The following is a 17,000-nucleotide window of genomic DNA, read 5'->3' on the forward strand; positions in this document are numbered from 1 at the left end:
CCCCGGCTCGGAATATACTTCGAACTCGGATATTACGAGTTCGAGCGATTTGCTTCAACCGCAACGGCGCGCAACACCCGCCAGCCCCGGGCTCGCGCGGCCGTGACCAGGGCTTCGTCGCTCCCGTCGGTCACCGCGACGGGTTCGTCCACGGCCGCCAGCATGGGCAGATCGCTCACGTGGTCGCCGTAGCCGACGCGGTGCGCGCCCGCGGGCACGGGCCAGCCGCGCACCACCTCGGCCTTGCGCTCGCCGAGCATGGGCGCGCCGGTCGCGCCGGTGTAGACCCGCTCGCGCACCTCCATGGGCGTGCATCGGAAAGCGTTGGCCCCCAATGCTTCCGACAATGCCGTGAGCGGCGCGTCGAAGGACGCGGAGACGAACACCACCTCCGCACCCGCGCGGCGATGGCCCTCGATCTCGTCCAGCACGGCGCGATGGACGAGATCGCCGGCCCGCACCCGCGCGCCGACCCAGTCGCGCGCCGCCTCGAAAACTTCCGGGACCGGGCGACCGGCCCACCACGAATACAGCAGCGGAGCCGTGCGGTGGCGCGGCGCTCCCGCCGCCACCGCCGCGCGCACCGTTGCGACCAGCTCCTCCCCCGCCGCGCGCACCCCGCGCCGCCGCGCGTCGAACAGCAGGAAGTCGATCAGGCTGGAACCCCGCAGCACCGTGCCGTCCACGTCGGCGAACACCATGCGGTGGGGTCCCGTCCGGTCAGTCCACCGCGGCACCGACCGGCCCCTCCCGCCTGCGCCGGTTCACGACCTCGGCCAGCGCCCGAAAACCCTTGGCGTCGAACACGTCTTCCTCGGAGATCACCACGCCGAACTTCTTCGACACCACAACGGCGAGTTCGACCAGCACCAGCGAGTCGAGATCCAGGTCGTCGTAGGTGGTGTCCTCCCCGACCTCCCCCGCGAATTCGGGGAAGTGCTGATCGAGCAGTTCTGCCAGCTCGCGATAGGTCACGTCAGTCATCGGTTTCTCCCAGCACTGTCGTAGCGGATACATCGTCGGGCCACACGAGCGTGGCCGCGCCCCAGGTGAGGCCGCCGCCGAACGCGGTCAGCAGGATCTTGTCGCCGGGGGCGAAACGGCCGCTGGCCGCGGTCAACGCCAGCGGGATCGACGCCGCCGAGGTGTTGCCCACCCGGTCCAGGTGCACCACCAGGCGCGATTCCGGCACATCGAGCACGTGGGCCAGGGAGCGCAGGATGCGGATATTGGCCTGGTGCCCGACGACGTGGGTCACCTCGCCCGCGCGCCAACCCGCCCGCGCCAGCACGGTCCGGCACGACGCGGCCATCGAGTCCACCGCCGCCCGGAACACCTTGCGTCCCTCCATCCGGAAGGCCGGGGCCAGCGCCAGGTGCGGGGCGGACGCGGCCCGGGAACCGCCGCCCGGCACCGTGATCCAGTCCGCCGCGTCGCCGTCGCTGCCGAGATCGAAAGCGCCCCAGCCACTTTCGTCCGGACGTGCGGACCGGCCGATGACGGCGGCCCCCGCGCCGTCGCCGAAGATCACCGAGGTGGTGCGGTCGGCCGGGTCCAGGATGGAGCTGAACGTGTCGGCGCCGATCACCAGAACCGAAGCGGCCGCACCGGATCGGACGAACGAGTCGGCGATCGCGGCCGCGTACAGGAATCCGCTGCACACCGCCTGCACGTCGAACGCCGCCACCGTGCCCAGCCCGAGCCGCCTGGCGACCGCGGGCGCGGTGCCCGGACACGGGTGGTCGGGGGTGGTGGTCGCGACGATCACCGCGTCGACCGCGTCGCGGCCCGCGTGGTCGAGGGCCCGGCGCCCGGCCGCGACGGCCAGATCGCCCGTCGCCTCGCCCGGACCGGCGTGGTAGCGCACCCGCACCCCGGTGCGCTGGGTGATCCACTCGTCGGTGGTGTCGAAGCGCTGTTCCAGGTGCTTATTGGTGAGCCGGGTCGACGGAACGTACCCGCCGATGCCCAGCAGCGATACCGTGTGCCGCACTGTCATCGTGGCCGACCTTTCCGAGGGAGATGTCCGGAAGCGCGTGTGCCACGGAACAACTCAGCGTCATCGACGGGCGGTGCGACACCAGGGTCGCGGCGCGCCACCGCCTGCCCTTCAGGGTGACGACGCGCGCGCCGTGGATCTCGGTGGTGACCCGTTCGCCGGATTCGCGCGGGCGGATCGGCGTCGTGGCCTCGTAGTGGGTGCTGCGCATCCAGAGCGTGTTGCTGTCCGCGCGCGCGAAGCCGTCCATCGCGTAGAGGCCCACCTGGCCCAGTTGGAGCATGTCCACGAAGGCCTCGGCGAAGGTGACGCTGCCGGGGAACCGCGATTCGATCTCCGCGTAGCTCTCGGCCGGGCCCGGCACGGTCCGGTACTCCGCGTCGGCCGACACCGACGAGAAGTCCGGCGCCACCGTGACGCCGGCGAGATCGGTGGCGTGCCCGCGATAGCTGCGCGGTACGTCCGTCGCGCTCTGCGGCGGCACCGTGGACCCGGTGTCGATATCGAGAATCGCGAGCATATTTCCGACCGTCACCGAAATCACGTGGACGCGTCCGGCGGCGGCGTCGGAGGAATTGATCCGGGTCGCGGAAACGGGAATCCGGTCGAGCCCCATTTCTATGGGCACGGTGCCCGCCTTGATGATGCAGCGGCGCACCCAGGCCGAGCCGAGCGGATCGTCGCCCCGCCGCCGCCCGCGCAGGAGTGTGGTCTCCAATAGCGACGATGCGGCCGACACCGCCAGCAGATAAGTATCAATCGTGCTGACGTGAATACTTTGCGGCCCCGAACTCTTCAGTGACCACATCCCCGGATACTCGAGGGAACCGAACCCGACGCAGCGGGCGTTCTCGTCGGGATCGGTGGCGGCGGCACGGGTGAAGCGCACCGTTCCCTGCCGGAATCCGTCACCGAAGTACCGTTGGGCCCGATTGCCGAGAAGCGCGTCGATGGGCTTCGCGTGATCGGCTCGCAGGTGGCAGGTTGTCATGACAATCACCCCGTAGCAGAACCTAGGTCGCGATGAAAAAGACGATAGGGCAACTCTAGGTGTGATATTCGGGTGCTGTCGTGTTCGCAGTGATCGTATTTCCCGTGGCAACAGGATGATCGACTTCGGACCGGCGGATATGCCGTCGCGCCGAATTCCCCTCGGCCCGAGGGAGAATACGCGGAGGGGTTTTCGAGTAATCCACGTCACTGCGCGCGGGCCGGATCACGGGCGAATCACGCGCGATGTTCGCGGGGCCGCGCCGGGGTGAGCCGTGCCGTCGTCAGGGTTCGCCGAGGTCGTCCAGGCCGTGCGGATCAGCCGGTTCGTGGTCGGCGGCGGCGAGTTCGGCTTTGACGACGGTGTAGGCGGTGGATTGGCTGTAGCCGCGCCGGGCCAGCATGCCGACGAGGCGGCGGATCGCCTTGTCGCGGTCCAGGTCCCGGGGCAGGGTGCGGAGTTTGCGACGGACCAGATCGGTGGCGCGGGCCTGTTCGTCGTCGGTGGAGATCGCGGCGAGGGCGGGTGCGGCGTCTTCCTGGGCCACGCCCTTGCGGCGCAGTTCCTGGGCGAGGGCTTGGCGCCCCTTACCGGAGAAGGTGTGCCGGGCGTGCACCCACTGTTCGGCGAAGGCGGCGTCGTCCACCAGGCCGACCTCGGCGAGTCGCGCGACGGCGGATTCGGCGACCTCGACGGTGAACCCCTTGGCCGCCAGGCGATTCAGCAGTTCGGCACGGCTGCGGGCGCGGACGGCGAGCAGGCGCAGACACGCCTCTTTCGCCTGCTCGACCGTCCCGCCGACGGGGGCGCGCTCCGACGTCGACCGGCTCGCGCCCGCCTCCGTCTCCCACGCGTCCCCCTCGGACCCGGCCGCCACCGGGCCCACCCGGCCGCGCGCGGACGCGCCGGACCGGGAGTCGCCGCGGCGGGAGCGTCCTCGCCGCGCGTTCCGGGACGGGGCCCCGGTCGAGTCCGCCCGCTGCGGATCGGGCGAACTCGACCGGGCTCCCAGGAAGTCCGCATCGGCCGAACCACCTTCGACCGACCGGACAGGTCCCGATTCCCGTGCGCCGGAACGGTTCTCCGTGGTATCCACGGGTCCGGCGGACAGGAGTTCGTGCAGTCGGCGCCGCATATCCTGCACCGGATCGGCCTGCCCGGGGGCGGGCCGATCGGCGCGACGGGGACGCCGGCAGGGGGTGGACTCAGAAATCGGCGGGCACCTCGGCCGCGTCGGCGGTCACATCCGCGCCGATTCCGAGCTTCTCCTTGATCTTCTTCTCGATCTCGTCGCGCACATCGGTGTTGTCCAGCAGGAACTTCCGGGCGTTCTCCTTGCCCTGGCCCAGCTGGTCGCCTTCGTAGGTGTACCAGGAGCCGGACTTGCGGATGAAGCCCTGCTCGACACCCATATCGATGAGCGAGCCCTCCTTGGAGATGCCGTGGCCGTACAGGATGTCGAACTCGGCCTGCTTGAACGGCGGCGACACCTTGTTCTTGACGACCTTGACGCGGGTGCGGTTGCCGACCGCGTCGCTGCCGTCCTTGAGGGTTTCGATGCGGCGCACGTCCAGGCGCACGGAGGCGTAGAACTTCAGCGCCTTGCCGCCGGTGGTGGTCTCGGGCGAGCCGAACATCACGCCGATCTTCTCGCGCAGCTGGTTGATGAAAATGGCGGTGGTGCCGGAGTTGTTGAGCGCGCTGGTCATCTTGCGCAGCGCCTGGCTCATCAGGCGGGCCTGCAGGCCGACGTGGCTGTCGCCCATCTCGCCCTCGATCTCGGCGCGCGGCACGAGCGCGGCCACCGAGTCGATGACGATGATGTCGATGGCGCCGGAGCGGACCAGCATGTCGGCGATCTCGAGCGCCTGCTCACCGGTGTCGGGCTGGGAGACGAGCAGCGCGTCGGTGTCGACGCCGAGCTTGCGGGCGTAGTCGGGGTCGAGCGCGTGCTCGGCGTCGATGAACGCCGCGACGCCGCCCGCCGCCTGGGCGTTGGCCACTGCGTGCAGCGCGACGGTGGTCTTACCCGAGGATTCCGGGCCGTAGATCTCGACGACGCGGCCGCGCGGGAGGCCGCCGATGCCCAGCGCCACGTCCAGCGCGATGGACCCGGTCGGGATCACCGAGATGGGCTGGCGGGCCTCCTCGCCGAGCCGCATCACCGCGCCCTTGCCGAAGCTCTTCTCCACCTGGGCCAGTGCCAGTTCGAGCGCTTTGTCGCGGTCGTACGCCTGTGGTGCCATGTCCTTCGATCCCCTTCTCGCCGGGTGAGTCTCTCGATCTGTGGTTGGCGCCCACATTAGAGGGCGGCACCGACAAGTTCCGATGACCACATTAGACGAACAAGTGTTCGAGTCAAGCGACGCGCCCGGCGACACGCGGCGCGGTTCCGGACCCCGCGCGGACGGGACCGCCCCGCCCCTCGAGGACCCACGCACCCGGGTCACGCGGCACCCGCGAGATGCCGGGCGACCTCGCCGACCGGACGACCCGCGCGCCCACGGCACGCCCCGCGAACAGCGCCGCGCGCCCGGCAGCAGCGCGGTCGAACGACACGCGCCCACGACACTCCCGGACGCGGTTGCGATCCGTCGGTCCGGCGGACCACCCCGCACACGTGCACGGCGCGGGCCGCCCCGCCGCCCGGGGACCGGCAGAACTCATCGACAACCGCGGCGGGCGTGCGCCCACCCGGCGTTCACGGATTGACCGGCGACAGCTCGGGCGGCCCCCAGCGCAACGGGCCCGTCGCGACGGCGGCCACACCGGTGACGGTGAAGTCGACCACGCACTGCGCACCCGCCGTGAACAGACCTGTCTCCCAACGGATCTCGGCGGTGCCGGTGAGCTGGAGCGCGCCTCCGGTGGTCCAGTCCGGGATCAGCAGGCCGCATTCCGGGCGCACGGCGAGGTTGCCGAGCGTCATGAACAGGGAGTTGCCGCGATAGTCGGGCCAGCGCAGCTCGGTCGGCGAAAGCACTTGCAGGAAGCCCGGATTGCCGCCGCGATGCGAAGCGTCCGCGTTGCCGTCTTCGTCGGCGCTGGCGATGAAGAAGGTATCCGCGGCCGCGACGGCGGCGCGCTGCGCGGCGTCGAGTTCGGTGCCACGCGCAACCGGGGACGACTCCCCCGGCCGATAGTCCTCGATCTCCCTGCGCGAGATGTACTTCGGGCAGTTCGAGTACACCTGGTCGGTGGTGATCAGCAGGCCCGTCCCGTCGGGGACGGCGTGCCCGTTGACGCGCATCCGCCTGCGCCGCCTCGGCTCCAGCGCGATCATGCCGACCGGCGCGGGGCCCGCGAGCACCTCGGCCAGCGGATCCCCGTCCGCGGGACGCGCGTCCACCGCGAGGGCGTCCTCCCCCGTCGTGCGGACGAAGCCGGACGGCCCCGTGAGCTGACTCGCCCACAGCCGCCCCGCGCCGTCGGCGGCGCCGAGCACCACCATCGGCTGCGCGGCCAGGAACTCCGCCGCGACCGGCGGCACGCCCGTGCGGATCGTGCGGGCCACTTTCACCGCGATGTCGGCCTGCGCCATCCGGCGCTGCACCGCGAGCTCGCCGGCGTGGAACGGCGTCATCACGAATCCCCTTCCGGGCGTGCGGGTCCGGTCGCTCAGAAGAAGCCGCAGGTGGGCGCGGCGCCGCTGGGTGCGGGCGCGGCCTCGGCGCCGCCGGGCGCGTACACCTCGAGCCGGATGCCGTCGGGATCGGCGAAGAAGATGCCGCCCGAGGCCGCGCCTTCCCCGTGTGCGACGACGCCGTCGTAGGCGAAGCGCACCGACAACTCGCGCAGCGTGGCCTCCACGGCGCGCACCTGATCGATGTCGTCGACCTGGAACGACAGGTGGTGCAGTCCCGGTGTCGCCGTGGAGAACTCACCCTCGGACTGCTGCCACAGCGTGAGCAGCAGCTTGCCGTCGGCACCGAGGAAGGCGAAGCGCCGCGTGCCCTCCCCGCCCGCGCCGAGTTCGTCGAAGCCGAGCGCGCGGCGATAGAACGCCACCGACCGATCCAGGTCCGAGACGTTGAGCCCCACGTGCCCGGTCGCGAGCTGGGGTGCGGCCACTGCGGTCATGATTCCTCCGAGGTTATAACCGTTGTATGATTGTTGAACGGTTATAACCGTAGCGCGCGAGCTCCCCGTGCGTCAACCGTTGAAATGGTTTTAGGAGGTTAGAAGAACGGTGGTGGCCGAAACACCCGCCGGCCGCTCGTTACCCTCAGGCATGCTCGATCCGCGTCCGCACGTCGGCGAACCCCTCGCACTGGACCTGTTGAACACGCGCTGGATCGACGAGACCGGCCCGCGCGACCTGCTCACCGACGTGGCGGGCTTGCGCGTCTGGCTCGACGCGGCGGGCTTGCGCGAGCTCCCCGCCGACGTGCGCACGCTCACCGCCGTGCGCACCGCCCGCGACGCCGTGCACGCCACCGTCGTGGACGCCGACCACGCCGGCCTCAACGCCGTGCTCGAGCACGGACGCCTGCGCCGATCGCTCACCGAGAACGGGCCCGCAAGCACGCCCGACGTGCCGCGACAGTGGTGGTTGCCGGCCTGGCTGGCCGCCGAGAACCTGCTCTCGCTACTGGCCGAAGCGCCCGAGCGCATCCGGCAGTGCGCGCACCCGCAGTGCGTGCTGTTCTTCTACGACACCTCGCGCAACGGCACCCGGCGCTGGCATTCCATGACGACCTGCGGCAACCGCACCAAGGCGGCGCGGCACTACGCCAGGAAACCGTGAGTCCCGCTCAGAACACTTCGTCGAGCAGGCGGTAGTAGTCCAGGCGGACCTGGTCCGGATCGGTCAGGCCGTACGCGGCGAAGAACGCGTCCACCTCGGCCGGGCCGAAATCCTCGCGCAGGTCGCGTTCGGCGAGCGCCAGATCGCGGTAGCGGTCGGCGAGACCGAGCGCGCCCACGTCCAGCAGCGTTCCGCCCGCCAGCACGTTGGGCGGGGTGAAATCGCCGTGCGCCACCACCAGGTCCTCGGTGGCCGGGCGCTCGGCGACCAGCCGGGCCAGGATCTCCTCGGGGGTGAGCGCGGCGTTGTCGGCGTCGAAGTCGGCGGGGTCGACCAGTCCCTCCACGACCTGCCTGCGCGCGAGGTTCAGCGTCACGTCGAGCCTGCCGTCGAACGGGCACTCCGACACCGGCAGCGCGTGCAACCGGCGCAGCACCTCGCCCATGGCCGCGCCCGGCGAATCGCCGGGCGCGACGGCCAGACTGGGGGCGCCCGCGTCGGCGAGCACCAGCACGTCCTCGGCGAACACCGCCACCTCCGGCACCGGAATCCCCCGCCCGCGCAACCAGATCAGCCGGTCGTGCTCGGCCACCGCGTGCGGGCCGCGCTTGAGCCAGTACGTGCCGTTCACCCGGACCACGCCACCGCTGAGCCCCTCGTGCTCGTCGGAGTGGGCCGGGTTCTCTCCCAGCAGCTCGGTCACCGCGGCGGGCAGGGGGATCACCAGCTCGGCCAGGTTCTCCAGGGCGGTGCGGGTGGATTCGATGAGTTCGGCGTCGCCTTCGGAGAGACGCAGGCGCAGCGCCTCATTGAGCAGTGCGCGCGCCTCGGCGGCGCGGCCCTGTTCGGCCAGTGCCTTGCCCAGATGCTGGGCGGCGAAGGACAGCGCCTCCTCGTCGCCGGCGTCGCGCGCGGCCTCGACGGCGCGCCGGTACAGGATCTCGGCGGTGGGGGCGGCGCCCCGGTAGCGGTGCACGTCGGCCAGGTTGATCCAGACCGAGATCCGCTGGCGGTCGGTGACGGCCAGTTCCGCGGCCCGGTCCAGGTGGTCCAGCGCCGCGTCGTGCCTGCCGAGCAGCATCAGTTCCAGTCCGGTCTGGCGGAAACTCGCGAAGTCGTGCGGGTTCGCCTTGGCGACCCGGACCGCCAAGCCCTCCGGGTCCACGGGCACCATGCGCAACCGCTCGTCCAGGCGGTACGGACGCCGCTCGGCGACCCGGTCCGCGGTCACCAGCGCGCCTTCGGGACGTCGAACTCGGCGCACAGCGCCCGCCACACGTCGCGGGGATCGACCCCGGATTCGATGGCGTCGGCGCCGGTCCGGCCGAGGCTGGGGATCACATGGTCGGCCAGCAGGGCGTCCCCGCGCGCCACCCCGAACTCGCCGTGCATCAGTTCCTGGAACTCGGTCAACCGCACCGTATTCAAGATACTCGCGTCCGCGCGGGTGCGCCCCGGCGGTTCAGGACGCCCGGACGCTCTCGACCACCCGGTGACAGATCTCGATCGGGTCGGCCACCTCCGCGTTGCTCAGCGCGGCGGCCTCGGCGGCGGCCGTGTAGCGCGGGTGGTCCAGCATCTCCTGCACGGCCGCGCGGACCGACTCGGCGGTCAGCGGGCGCACGACGATCGAACTGCCTTGGCGCGCGGCACGATTGGCGAGTTCCCACTGGTCGCCGCCGCCGGGCACCGTGACCACGGGCACGCCGGCGAGCAGCGATTTCGCCAGCAGTCCGTGGCCGCCGCCGCCCACCACCACCGCCGCGTGGGTGAGCAGCCGGTCCTGGCGGCCGAGCCCGGCCGTCGCCCACGGCGGCAGGTCGGCGGGCGGGGTGTCGATCATCGAGATCGCCACCCGCACGCCCGCGCCGTCCAACCCGGCCAGCACGGTCTCGGTCATCCCCGCGACGCCGGTGTGCGCGGTGGAGGGCGCCACCATCACCAGCGGCTCGTCGCCCGGGGGCAGCGCCAGTTCGTGCTCGGTCGGCTCCCACAGCAGGGGCCCCACCACGTGGGCGTTCTCGGGCCAGTCCGGGCGCGGCACCTCGAGGGCGGGCAGGGTGGCGAGCAGGCGCGCCGCCGGACCCGGGTCCTCGGCGGGCAGGCCCACGCCCTCCCGCGCTCTCGCCCGCTGCCGCAACCCGTTGCGGATGGCGCGCGCCGTCATCGCGCGCAGCGCGCCGTCGCGCATCCGCCCGCGCAGTCCCTCCCCCGGCGCGAGCCCACTCCCGATGGGCGGCAACCCTTTCGACGGCTGGTAGAGCGGGTGCGGGGACAGTTCCACCCAGGGCACGCCCAGGCGTTCGGCGGCCATCCCGCCGCCCGCGGTGAGCACGTCGGAGACGACGAGTTCGGGCAGCATCGCGCTCAGGTCGGGCAGGATCTCGGTGGAGATGTGCGCGGCCCGCTCGTGGATGCGCCGCCCGGCGTCGCCGTCGTCGTCCACCGGGCGCGGCGCGAGACCCTTGAGCCTGCGCACGGCGATGCCCGCGTCCCTGGCCTGGTCGAACCAGCGCGGACCGGTGAACAGCACGGGGTCGTCACCGGCGGCCAGGAACCGCTCGCACAGCGCCAGCGCCGGAAAGGCATGTCCCGGATCGGGACCGGCAACCACGGCTACACGCATCCGCCCAGCCTGCCACATGGCCGCACCTCGGCGGGAAGGCCCGTCCGGACGGGAATACGACCCACCGCCACAAGCGGTTTCGCGTTCCGCGCGCCGCTCACCCGAAGTAATACAGCTCGAAGCCGACCGCCCGCTCGGCCGGGAATCCCTCCTTGGGTCCGGTGGACCGGTCCACGACGGCGCGCACCTGGTCGGCCACGGGTTCGGGGCTCAGCGCTTCCAGGTAGCGGCGATGTTCGGCGAGCGAGGCGTAGGCCGCGCCGATGTGGTCGGTGACGTCCACCGCGTGCGTCACGACCGGGCCCGCCACCGCGGCCCAGCGCGCCGACCAGGGCGCCAGCTCGGCCAGTTCCGGGAAGATCCACTCGTTCCCGGCGTCGGACACCGCGTCCAGCGCGGCCCGCCCGACGGCGCGATGGTCGGCGCTGTTGGCGATGCCCGGCGCCCAGGTGTTGCCGAAATGCCCCAGCACGACCATCTCCGGGCGGTGCCTGCGCAGGGCGGCGGCCAGATCGCGGCGCAGTGCCAGGCTCTCGGTGATCCGGCCGTCCGGATAGCCGAGGAATTCGACCTCGGGCACGCCCACCACCTTCGCCGAGGCGATCTCCTCGGCCTCGCGCAACGGGCCCGCCTCGGCGGGCGGCAAGCCGGCGATCCCCGCCTCGCCGCTGGTGACGAGCAGATAGCGAATGTCCTTGCCCTGACTCGTCCAGCGCGCGACGGCGGCCGCCGGGCCGTACTCGATGTCGTCGGGATGCGCCGCGATCACCAGACCACGCTGCCAGTCCTCCGGAAGCTGCTCCATGGACCCATTCAACACGCCGGCGCGAGGCCTCCGGCCGAGAATGTCCGACCGAGTGTCGCGCGCGCCACCCGGGTGCGGTAGACAGTGGGGCCATGACCAAGCTCACTCGCGCCGCCCTCGTCCTCGGCGTCGCGCTCCTGGCCCTGTTCGCCTCCGGTCCGCTCACCGCCACCCCGGCCAAGGCCGACGCGCTGCCCCGGGTGTTCTTCGATCTGACCGTCGACGGCGCCCCGGCCGGGCGCGTGGTGATCGAGCTGCGTTCCGACGTGGTGCCCGAGACGGCGGAGAACTTCCGGGCGCTGGCCACCGGGGAGCGCGGCTTCGGGTACAAGGGGTCGAAGTTCCACCGGATCATCCCGGGTTTCATGGCGCAGGGCGGTGACTTCACCAACGGTGACGGCACCGGCGGCAAGAGCATCTACGGCGACACGTTCCGCGACGAGAACTTCCAGCTCACCCACACCGGCCCCGGCGTGCTGAGCATGGCCAACCGCGGCCCCGGCACCAACGGCTCGCAGTTCTTCATCACCACGGCCGCCACCCCGTGGCTGGACGGCAAGCACGTGGTGTTCGGCACCGTGGTCGAGGGCCTGGACGTGGTGACCGCCGTCGAGCAGGCCGGTTCGGAGTCCGGGCAGCCCACCCGCGAGGTCGTCATCGCCGAGAGCGGTCAGCTCTAGTCACACGGAAACGGGCCGTGCCCCTCCTCGATGGAGGTGGTACGGCCCGTTGGCTTTTCGCGGTCTACAGCTTGCTGGCCGAATTGTCCGAGCCCGACACCGCCTTGTACAGCAGGTACAGGCCGAACACCACGGCGCTGATCACCAGGATCGGGAACAGCCCCTTGATCAGCGCACCGATGATGGCCAGGGCGATCCAGACGACCGCGACGACTCCGATGATCTTCCACAGCATTTCCAGCCTCCTGGACGTTTCGCTCGAAGCGCCCCACCGGCGATCCGACACCTCCATGCTGACACCCCGGGCGGCAGAAATCACCAGGTCAACAGCGATATGGGGGTGCATTTCAGGGTTCACCCCGAGAGCGGGCGCTCCGTGCGGTACCCGAGGGTGGACAGGTTCGGCGCGGCGACGGCGGTGCTGTCGGCGACCTCGGTGAGCGCCTGCGCCCAGCCGTCGAGACGGTCGGCGGCGTCGCGCAGTTCGGCCACGATCCCGTCGAAGCGGTGCGCCACGACGCTGCTCTCCGGCACCGCCAGCACCCGGCCCGCGGCGGCGACCACCTGCTCGTATTCGGCGATGCCCGCCTCGATGCGGCCGAGTGCGAAGCGCACGTTGCCGATCAGCGCCTGCACGGCCTGCGGGTTGGTGTGGCCGAGGGAGGCGATGGCGCGTTCCATGCCGACGATGTCGGAGGCCAGGGCGTGCAGCGCGGCGGCGCCGGAGGCGGCGGTCTCGACCATCTCGGTGAGTTCGTCCTCGGGGAGCCGGTGGCTGGCGGCGATCTGGGCGACGAGGCCGTGCATCGCCCGTTCGACGCCGATCAGGCGGGTGATCGGCGCGCGGGCGGCCGAGCGCAGCGGAGGTTGTTTGCGGGGGACGAACGCCGCCTGCGGCAGCGGGGATCGCCGCAGGCGCAGGTAGCGGCGGGCGCTGAGGGCGGTGCCGGTGACCAGCGCGACAGCGCCGCCACCGAGAACCACCACGGCCCAGGCGGGCGCCGAGATCACCACCAGCCCAACGGTTCCCGCGGTGGTGAGGCCGGAGACGGTGCCGAGCTGGTAGCTGCGGCGGCGGGCCCGGCGGCGCTTGCGCAGCTCTCGCTCCCGGGGATCGGCCCATCGGCGCACCGCGACGAGCGCATGCTCCCCCATATCGCGCAGCGTCTCCGGCAGCGACCCGTTCGGCATGCCGAACTGCCCGGGATGCGGCGCGGGCGCCTGCCAGGCGCGGGCGGGAGTTCGCTTGCGGCTCATGCTTCTACCTCACACCTGCGAGCGGGGACGTCGCGCGGCCGACGGCGGGCCGGGCGGTGCGCACCGACGGGCATGACAAGCTCGCCCGCCGGGGGGTGCGCCGGTTCGCGTCGTCCACCGCGCCGGTCCCTTCTCGATCGAACTGCCTACTGCTGGGCGGCCTGGCCCTTGTTCAGGTGCGGGGCGGCCGCGGGGTTGACCTGGGTGGGCGCGGCCTGCTGCTGGCCGCCCGCGGGCAGCGACTCCCCGCGCATGGAGGCGCGGATCTGCTCGAGCTTGCTGTGCCCGGCCATCTGGATGCTGGCCTGCTGGACCTCCATCATGCGACCCTGCACCGAGTTCTGCGCCAGCTCGGCCGAACCCAGCGCGTTGGCGTAGCGGCGCTCGATCTTCTCGCGCACCGCGTCCAGGCTCGGGGTGGTGCCGGGCGCGGACAGCGTGGAGTCCATCTGCTGCAGCGAGGCCGAGACCTGCTCCTGCATCTTGGCCTGCTCCAGCTGGCTGAGCAGCTTGGTGCGCTCGGCGACCTTCTGCTGCAACAGCATCGCGTTCTGCTCGACCGCCTTCTTGGCCTGCGCGGCGGCCTGCAGCGACTGGTCGTGCAGCACCTTGAGGTCCTCCACCGACTGCTCGGCGGTGACCAGCTGCGCGGCGAAGGCCTCGGCCGCGTTGGTGTACTGGATCGCCTTCTCGGTGTCGCCCGCGGCCGCGGCCTGGTCGGCCAGCAGCACCGCCTGGCGCGCGTTGGCGTTGAGCTTCTCGACCTCGTCGAGCTGGCGGTTCAGCTTCATCTCCAGCTGACGCTGGTTGCCGATGACCGACGCGGCCTGCTGTGAGAGGGCCTGGTGCTGCCGCTGGGCTTCCTCGATAGCCTGCTGGATCTGCACCTTCGGATCCGCGTGCTCCTCGATCTTGGAGTCGAAGAGGGCCATCAGGTATTTCCAGGCCTTGACGAACGGATTAGCCATCGATTGATCCCGCCTCCATCTGATGTACCGCTTGACGCGGCCGGGGCCCGCGACTTTCGCGCGCCCGGTTATTGCCTATCCTCCACCATGCGGCAGCCGGACCGGAGCAACCCGGCCCGATCGACGCCTACTACAGAATCTAGCCGTTTTCGGCGCCCGCCCGCAGCGTTGCCCGCGAGCGGGCGTATTCGCTCAGTTGCTCTTCACCAGGACCAGCATGTCGGCCTTGGGGGCCGGGATGACGATCCTGGTCTCCTCGGCGATCCGGTGGCGGGCGTCGGCGCCCGCGGACATGGTCGCGGCGGCGGGCTCGCCCGCGGCCTCGGCGGGGGCGGGGGCCTCGCTGCGCTCGGCCTCCGGCACCGCGGCGGCCTCCTCCACGGGTGGTCCGTCGGCACCCGCCATCACCGTGCTCACGTCCCACAGCACGCGCGACAGCGGCACGTCCAGCGCCGCGCAGATGGCCGCCAGCAGCTCGCTGGAGGCCTCCTTGCGGCCCCGTTCGACCTCGGACAGGTAGCCGAGGCTCACCCGCGCGGAGGTGGACACCTCGCGCAGGGTTCGGTGCTGGGCGAGACGAGCACGCCGCAGACTGTCCCCGATCGCCTCTCGCAGCAGCGTCATGTCGATCTCCTTCGCTCCCGATCGCCCGGCGCCGCCCCGAGGGCAGGCCACGCGTGCACCGTTCTTTCCAGCACAACGTGCCGGGGTGCCGCGATGGTTCCCGCGAAACTCAGCCGCCCTGAACGCACCGCAGCAGTTCCCGCACCGCGACGCGGGTCGCGGTGTGTCTGATCGTCCACCGGTCGCCCGGGAGTTGCAACCGCATCACCTCGGAGTGCCACGGTCCGGACAGGCCGAGGAACACCGTGCCCACCGGATGCCCGTCCTGGATATCGGGTCCGGCGACGCCGGTCAGGCCGATCCCCCAGTCGGCGCCGCAGCGGGCCCTGGCGCCCGCCGCGAGCTGTTCGGCGGCGCCCGCCGACACCGGTCCCTCGGTGGCGAGCAGGTCGGCGCCGACGTCGGCGAGGGTGTGTTTGAGGTCGGTGGCGTACACCACGAGCCCGCCGCGCAGCACCTTGCTGGCCCCGGGCACCCCGGCGACGGTCGCGGCCACCAGGCCCGCCGTGAGCGATTCGGCGGTGGCCACGGTGTGGCCCGTCGCGGTGAGCGCGCGCACCAGCTCGGCCGCGTCGGTGCCGGTGGTGAGCGGATCGGTCATGCGGCGCGGTTCCGCGCCGATCCGCCCGCGAACCACACCCGCGCGGCCTGGCCGACGTAGTCGAGCCCGGTGACGACGGTGAGCGCGACCGCCACGTACATCAGCGCCATGCCCGCGGTGGCGAAACCGCCGGCCAGCGGCAGCAGCAGCACCCCGATGGCGACAGACTGCACCAGCGTCTTGAGCTTGCCGCCGCGCCCGGCCGGGATCACCCCGCGCCGCACCACCAGCAGCCGCAACAGCGTGATGCCCAGTTCGCGGCCGCAGATGACGAGGGTGATCCACCAGGGCACATCGCCCAGCACGGAGAGCCCGATGAGGGCCGCGCCGATGAGCGCCTTGTCGGCGATCGGGTCGGCGAGCTTGCCGAAATCGGTGACCAGCCCGTACTTGCGGGCCAGCTGACCGTCGAAGCGGTCGGTGATGGCGGCCAAGGCGAACAGCGCGGTGGCGGTGATCCGCCAGGCGGTGTCGTGCCCGCCGCCCGCGAAGAGCGCGAGCACGAACAGCGGCACGATCGCGATGCGCGCCATGGTGAGCACGTTGGCGATATTGAGCAGCGGGACCGGCGTCTCCGCCGCGACGCCGGACGCCTCCGGACGCCGCAGACCCGCCTCGGGCCAGCCCCGATCGATTTCCTCCGGCTGCACGCTCATGCCCCCGCCCCGCACGCGAGCGTCGCGGAAACGACCACGCGCACATCCGTCGGCGCTACCCCGGCGCGATGCGGTGAGCGGAACGACAGGATGTGCGGCACACAATCAGACTATCGGTAACCCGGCCGACTACTGTGCACCCCATGACCTCTCGGGGACCGGCAGGTGGTCCGACCAGCGACACGTATCCGAGCGCGGCAGCCGCCGCGCCTGGCGCGGGCCCCGTCGTGCGACGAGCGCGAACCTCTGACGTTCCGCAGATCAAGAGCCTGGTCGACGTGTACGCGGGCCGTATCCTGCTGGAGAAGAACCTGGTCACGCTCTACGAGGCGGTGCAGGAGTTCTGGGTCGCCGAGTGGGACGGCCGTGTGGTCGGCTGTGGCGCGCTGCACGTGCTGTGGGCCGATCTGGGCGAAGTGCGCACCGTGGCGGTGCACCCCGACGTCAAGGGCGCCGGCGTGGGCAAGCTGATCGTGCGGCGGCTGATCGCGGTGGCACGGGAACTGGAGCTGCGCAGGCTGTTCGTGCTGACCTTCGAGGTGGAGTTCTTCGCGCGGCACGGGTTCGCCGAGATCGACGGCACCCCGGTCACCGCCGAGGTCTACGCCGAGATGTGCCGGTCCTACGACACCGGCGTCGCCGAGTTCCTCGACCTGAGTTATGTGAAACCGAACACTCTCGGCAACACCCGCATGCTGCTCACCCTCTGAGATCCCCCCGTTCGAGAAAGCGAAAGCCGTGCCGATCTTCGCCGTCCACTACACCTACTCCGAGGCCACCGTCGCGGCCCGCGACACCCACCGCCCCGAGCACCGGGCCTGGTTGAACGGGCTCGTCGAGGCGGGCACGGTGCTCTCCACCGGCCCGTACCCGGACGGTTCCGGCGCGCTGCTGCTCTTCCGCGCCGACGACGCGGCCACGCTCGAGGAGTTGCTGGCGCACGACCCGTTCGCCAGGGAGAACCTCATCGACGCGGTCCGCGCCGTCGAGTGGAAGCCGGTGATGGGCGCGTTCGCCTGACGCGGACGCTCGCCCGGCGCGAGGCC

Annotated in this window: 22 protein-coding genes; 4 read left to right on the forward strand and 18 right to left on the reverse strand. The window is 71.5% G+C overall.

Annotation, left to right across the window (positions count from 1 at the left end; all coding sequences use genetic code 11):
- Nucleotides 1–32: 32 nt before the first annotated feature.
- The 8 genes from DFR74_RS02780 to DFR74_RS02815 form a co-directional block, all read right to left on the reverse strand.
- On the reverse strand, nt 33–737 hold the full coding sequence (locus DFR74_RS02780; protein WP_170160690.1) for an HAD-IB family phosphatase: 705 nt from the start codon (nt 735–737) through the stop codon (nt 33–35).
- Nucleotides 721–984 (reverse strand): phosphopantetheine-binding protein, encoded by a 264-nt coding sequence (locus DFR74_RS02785; protein ID WP_067514801.1) that lies wholly within the window; start codon nt 982–984, stop codon nt 721–723. Before DFR74_RS02785 ends, DFR74_RS02780 begins: the two co-directional genes overlap by 17 nt.
- Entirely contained in the window at nt 977–1,999 is a 1,023-nt protein-coding gene (locus DFR74_RS02790) for a beta-ketoacyl-ACP synthase III (RefSeq protein ID WP_067514803.1), read from the reverse strand. Before DFR74_RS02790 ends, DFR74_RS02785 begins: the two co-directional genes overlap by 8 nt.
- Nucleotides 1,929–3,101 carry an AvrD family protein gene (locus DFR74_RS02795; RefSeq protein ID WP_147265726.1) on the reverse strand — a complete coding sequence of 391 codons (1,173 nt, stop codon included), beginning with the start codon at nt 3,099–3,101 and terminating at the stop codon, nt 1,929–1,931. The genes DFR74_RS02790 and DFR74_RS02795 overlap by 71 nt, the downstream gene beginning before the upstream one ends.
- A 172-nt stretch (nt 3,102–3,273) precedes the next feature.
- Entirely contained in the window at nt 3,274–3,867 is a 594-nt protein-coding gene (recX, locus tag DFR74_RS02800; RefSeq protein ID WP_232331961.1) for a recombination regulator RecX, read from the reverse strand.
- Nucleotides 3,868–4,195: 328 nt separating this feature from the next.
- Nucleotides 4,196–5,236, reverse strand: coding sequence for a recombinase RecA (gene recA, locus DFR74_RS02805; protein WP_067514807.1), 1,041 nt, complete (start codon nt 5,234–5,236; stop codon nt 4,196–4,198).
- A gap of 455 nt (nt 5,237–5,691) precedes the next feature.
- The gene (locus tag DFR74_RS02810) at nt 5,692–6,573 is read right to left on the reverse strand and encodes a pyridoxamine 5'-phosphate oxidase family protein (RefSeq protein WP_067514390.1); all 882 of its coding nucleotides are present in this window, start codon (nt 6,571–6,573) and stop codon (nt 5,692–5,694) included.
- A gap of 35 nt (nt 6,574–6,608) precedes the next feature.
- On the reverse strand, nt 6,609–7,070 hold the full coding sequence (locus DFR74_RS02815; protein WP_067514388.1) for a VOC family protein: 462 nt from the start codon (nt 7,068–7,070) through the stop codon (nt 6,609–6,611).
- Between the two features lie 151 nt (nt 7,071–7,221).
- On the opposite strand from DFR74_RS02815, the gene DFR74_RS02820 reads away from it, so the two are divergent.
- Nucleotides 7,222–7,737 (forward strand): CGNR zinc finger domain-containing protein, encoded by a 516-nt coding sequence (locus DFR74_RS02820; RefSeq protein WP_067514386.1) that lies wholly within the window; start codon nt 7,222–7,224, stop codon nt 7,735–7,737.
- A gap of 7 nt (nt 7,738–7,744) precedes the next feature.
- Here the strand turns inward: DFR74_RS02820 and DFR74_RS02825 are convergent, their stop codons facing one another.
- The 4 genes from DFR74_RS02825 to DFR74_RS02840 form a co-directional block, all read right to left on the reverse strand.
- Nucleotides 7,745–8,968: a phosphotransferase gene (locus DFR74_RS02825; RefSeq protein ID WP_232331935.1), complete on the reverse strand. Its 1,224-nt coding sequence runs from the start codon at nt 8,966–8,968 to the stop codon at nt 7,745–7,747.
- On the reverse strand, nt 8,965–9,156 hold the full coding sequence (locus DFR74_RS02830) for a DUF3046 domain-containing protein (protein ID WP_067514385.1): 192 nt from the start codon (nt 9,154–9,156) through the stop codon (nt 8,965–8,967). Before DFR74_RS02830 ends, DFR74_RS02825 begins: the two co-directional genes overlap by 4 nt.
- 43 nt (nt 9,157–9,199) lie before the next feature.
- Entirely contained in the window at nt 9,200–10,363 is a 1,164-nt protein-coding gene (locus tag DFR74_RS02835; RefSeq protein WP_067514384.1) for a glycosyltransferase, read from the reverse strand.
- A 97-nt stretch (nt 10,364–10,460) separates the two neighbouring features.
- Nucleotides 10,461–11,168 carry a PIG-L deacetylase family protein gene (locus DFR74_RS02840; RefSeq protein WP_067514383.1) on the reverse strand — a complete coding sequence of 236 codons (708 nt, stop codon included), beginning with the start codon at nt 11,166–11,168 and terminating at the stop codon, nt 10,461–10,463.
- Nucleotides 11,169–11,260: 92 nt separating this feature from the next.
- On the opposite strand from DFR74_RS02840, the gene DFR74_RS02845 reads away from it, so the two are divergent.
- Nucleotides 11,261–11,848, forward strand: coding sequence for a peptidylprolyl isomerase (locus DFR74_RS02845; RefSeq protein WP_084538224.1), 588 nt, complete (start codon nt 11,261–11,263; stop codon nt 11,846–11,848).
- Between the two features lie 64 nt (nt 11,849–11,912).
- On the opposite strand, the gene DFR74_RS35800 is transcribed toward DFR74_RS02845, so the two are convergent.
- The 6 genes from DFR74_RS35800 to pgsA form a co-directional block, all read right to left on the reverse strand.
- Nucleotides 11,913–12,083 carry a hypothetical protein gene (locus DFR74_RS35800; RefSeq protein WP_170160691.1) on the reverse strand — a complete coding sequence of 57 codons (171 nt, stop codon included), beginning with the start codon at nt 12,081–12,083 and terminating at the stop codon, nt 11,913–11,915.
- Between the two features lie 119 nt (nt 12,084–12,202).
- Nucleotides 12,203–13,105, reverse strand: a complete 903-nt coding sequence (gene pspM / locus DFR74_RS02850) for a phage shock envelope stress response protein PspM (RefSeq protein ID WP_067514381.1) — start codon at nt 13,103–13,105, stop codon at nt 12,203–12,205.
- A gap of 146 nt (nt 13,106–13,251) precedes the next feature.
- Nucleotides 13,252–14,073 (reverse strand): PspA/IM30 family protein, encoded by an 822-nt coding sequence (locus DFR74_RS02855; protein ID WP_067514379.1) that lies wholly within the window; start codon nt 14,071–14,073, stop codon nt 13,252–13,254.
- A 192-nt stretch (nt 14,074–14,265) separates the two neighbouring features.
- Nucleotides 14,266–14,697 (reverse strand): helix-turn-helix domain-containing protein, encoded by a 432-nt coding sequence (locus tag DFR74_RS02860; protein WP_067514377.1) that lies wholly within the window; start codon nt 14,695–14,697, stop codon nt 14,266–14,268.
- Between the two features lie 109 nt (nt 14,698–14,806).
- Entirely contained in the window at nt 14,807–15,298 is a 492-nt protein-coding gene (locus tag DFR74_RS02865) for a CinA family protein (protein WP_067514398.1), read from the reverse strand.
- The gene (gene pgsA, locus DFR74_RS02870; RefSeq protein WP_067514373.1) at nt 15,295–15,954 is read right to left on the reverse strand and encodes a CDP-diacylglycerol--glycerol-3-phosphate 3-phosphatidyltransferase; all 660 of its coding nucleotides are present in this window, start codon (nt 15,952–15,954) and stop codon (nt 15,295–15,297) included. The genes DFR74_RS02865 and pgsA overlap by 4 nt, the downstream gene beginning before the upstream one ends.
- Nucleotides 15,955–16,097: 143 nt before the next feature.
- Between pgsA and DFR74_RS02875 the strand changes: the two genes are divergently transcribed.
- Nucleotides 16,098–16,664, forward strand: a complete 567-nt coding sequence (locus tag DFR74_RS02875; RefSeq protein ID WP_113974921.1) for an amino-acid N-acetyltransferase — start codon at nt 16,098–16,100, stop codon at nt 16,662–16,664.
- A 28-nt stretch (nt 16,665–16,692) separates the two neighbouring features.
- The gene (locus DFR74_RS02880) at nt 16,693–16,974 is read left to right on the forward strand and encodes a YciI family protein (RefSeq protein WP_067514370.1); all 282 of its coding nucleotides are present in this window, start codon (nt 16,693–16,695) and stop codon (nt 16,972–16,974) included.
- Nucleotides 16,975–17,000 lie beyond the last annotated feature (26 nt).

This window comes from Nocardia puris (genome assembly GCF_003315035.1).
In the GTDB taxonomy this organism is placed as follows: domain Bacteria; phylum Actinomycetota; class Actinomycetes; order Mycobacteriales; family Mycobacteriaceae; genus Nocardia; species Nocardia puris.

Coding starts and splice junctions, on each gene's coding strand:
- pspM (WP_067514381.1), bottom strand. CDS start 13,105: ATGAGCCGCAAGCGAACTCCCGCCCGCGCCTGGCAGGCGCCCGCGCCG.
- DFR74_RS02875 (WP_113974921.1), top strand. CDS start 16,098: ATGACCTCTCGGGGACCGGCAGGTGGTCCGACCAGCGACACGTATCCG.
- DFR74_RS02865 (WP_067514398.1), bottom strand. CDS start 15,298: ATGACCGATCCGCTCACCACCGGCACCGACGCGGCCGAGCTGGTGCGC.
- DFR74_RS02855 (WP_067514379.1), bottom strand. CDS start 14,073: ATGGCTAATCCGTTCGTCAAGGCCTGGAAATACCTGATGGCCCTCTTC.
- recA (WP_067514807.1), bottom strand. CDS start 5,236: ATGGCACCACAGGCGTACGACCGCGACAAAGCGCTCGAACTGGCACTG.
- DFR74_RS35800 (WP_170160691.1), bottom strand. CDS start 12,083: ATGCTGTGGAAGATCATCGGAGTCGTCGCGGTCGTCTGGATCGCCCTG.
- DFR74_RS02815 (WP_067514388.1), bottom strand. CDS start 7,070: ATGACCGCAGTGGCCGCACCCCAGCTCGCGACCGGGCACGTGGGGCTC.
- DFR74_RS02860 (WP_067514377.1), bottom strand. CDS start 14,697: ATGACGCTGCTGCGAGAGGCGATCGGGGACAGTCTGCGGCGTGCTCGT.
- DFR74_RS02835 (WP_067514384.1), bottom strand. CDS start 10,363: ATGCGTGTAGCCGTGGTTGCCGGTCCCGATCCGGGACATGCCTTTCCG.
- DFR74_RS02845 (WP_084538224.1), top strand. CDS start 11,261: ATGACCAAGCTCACTCGCGCCGCCCTCGTCCTCGGCGTCGCGCTCCTG.
- DFR74_RS02785 (WP_067514801.1), bottom strand. CDS start 984: ATGACTGACGTGACCTATCGCGAGCTGGCAGAACTGCTCGATCAGCAC.
- DFR74_RS02840 (WP_067514383.1), bottom strand. CDS start 11,168: ATGGAGCAGCTTCCGGAGGACTGGCAGCGTGGTCTGGTGATCGCGGCG.
- DFR74_RS02820 (WP_067514386.1), top strand. CDS start 7,222: ATGCTCGATCCGCGTCCGCACGTCGGCGAACCCCTCGCACTGGACCTG.
- DFR74_RS02810 (WP_067514390.1), bottom strand. CDS start 6,573: ATGACGCCGTTCCACGCCGGCGAGCTCGCGGTGCAGCGCCGGATGGCG.
- DFR74_RS02790 (WP_067514803.1), bottom strand. CDS start 1,999: ATGACAGTGCGGCACACGGTATCGCTGCTGGGCATCGGCGGGTACGTT.
- pgsA (WP_067514373.1), bottom strand. CDS start 15,954: ATGAGCGTGCAGCCGGAGGAAATCGATCGGGGCTGGCCCGAGGCGGGT.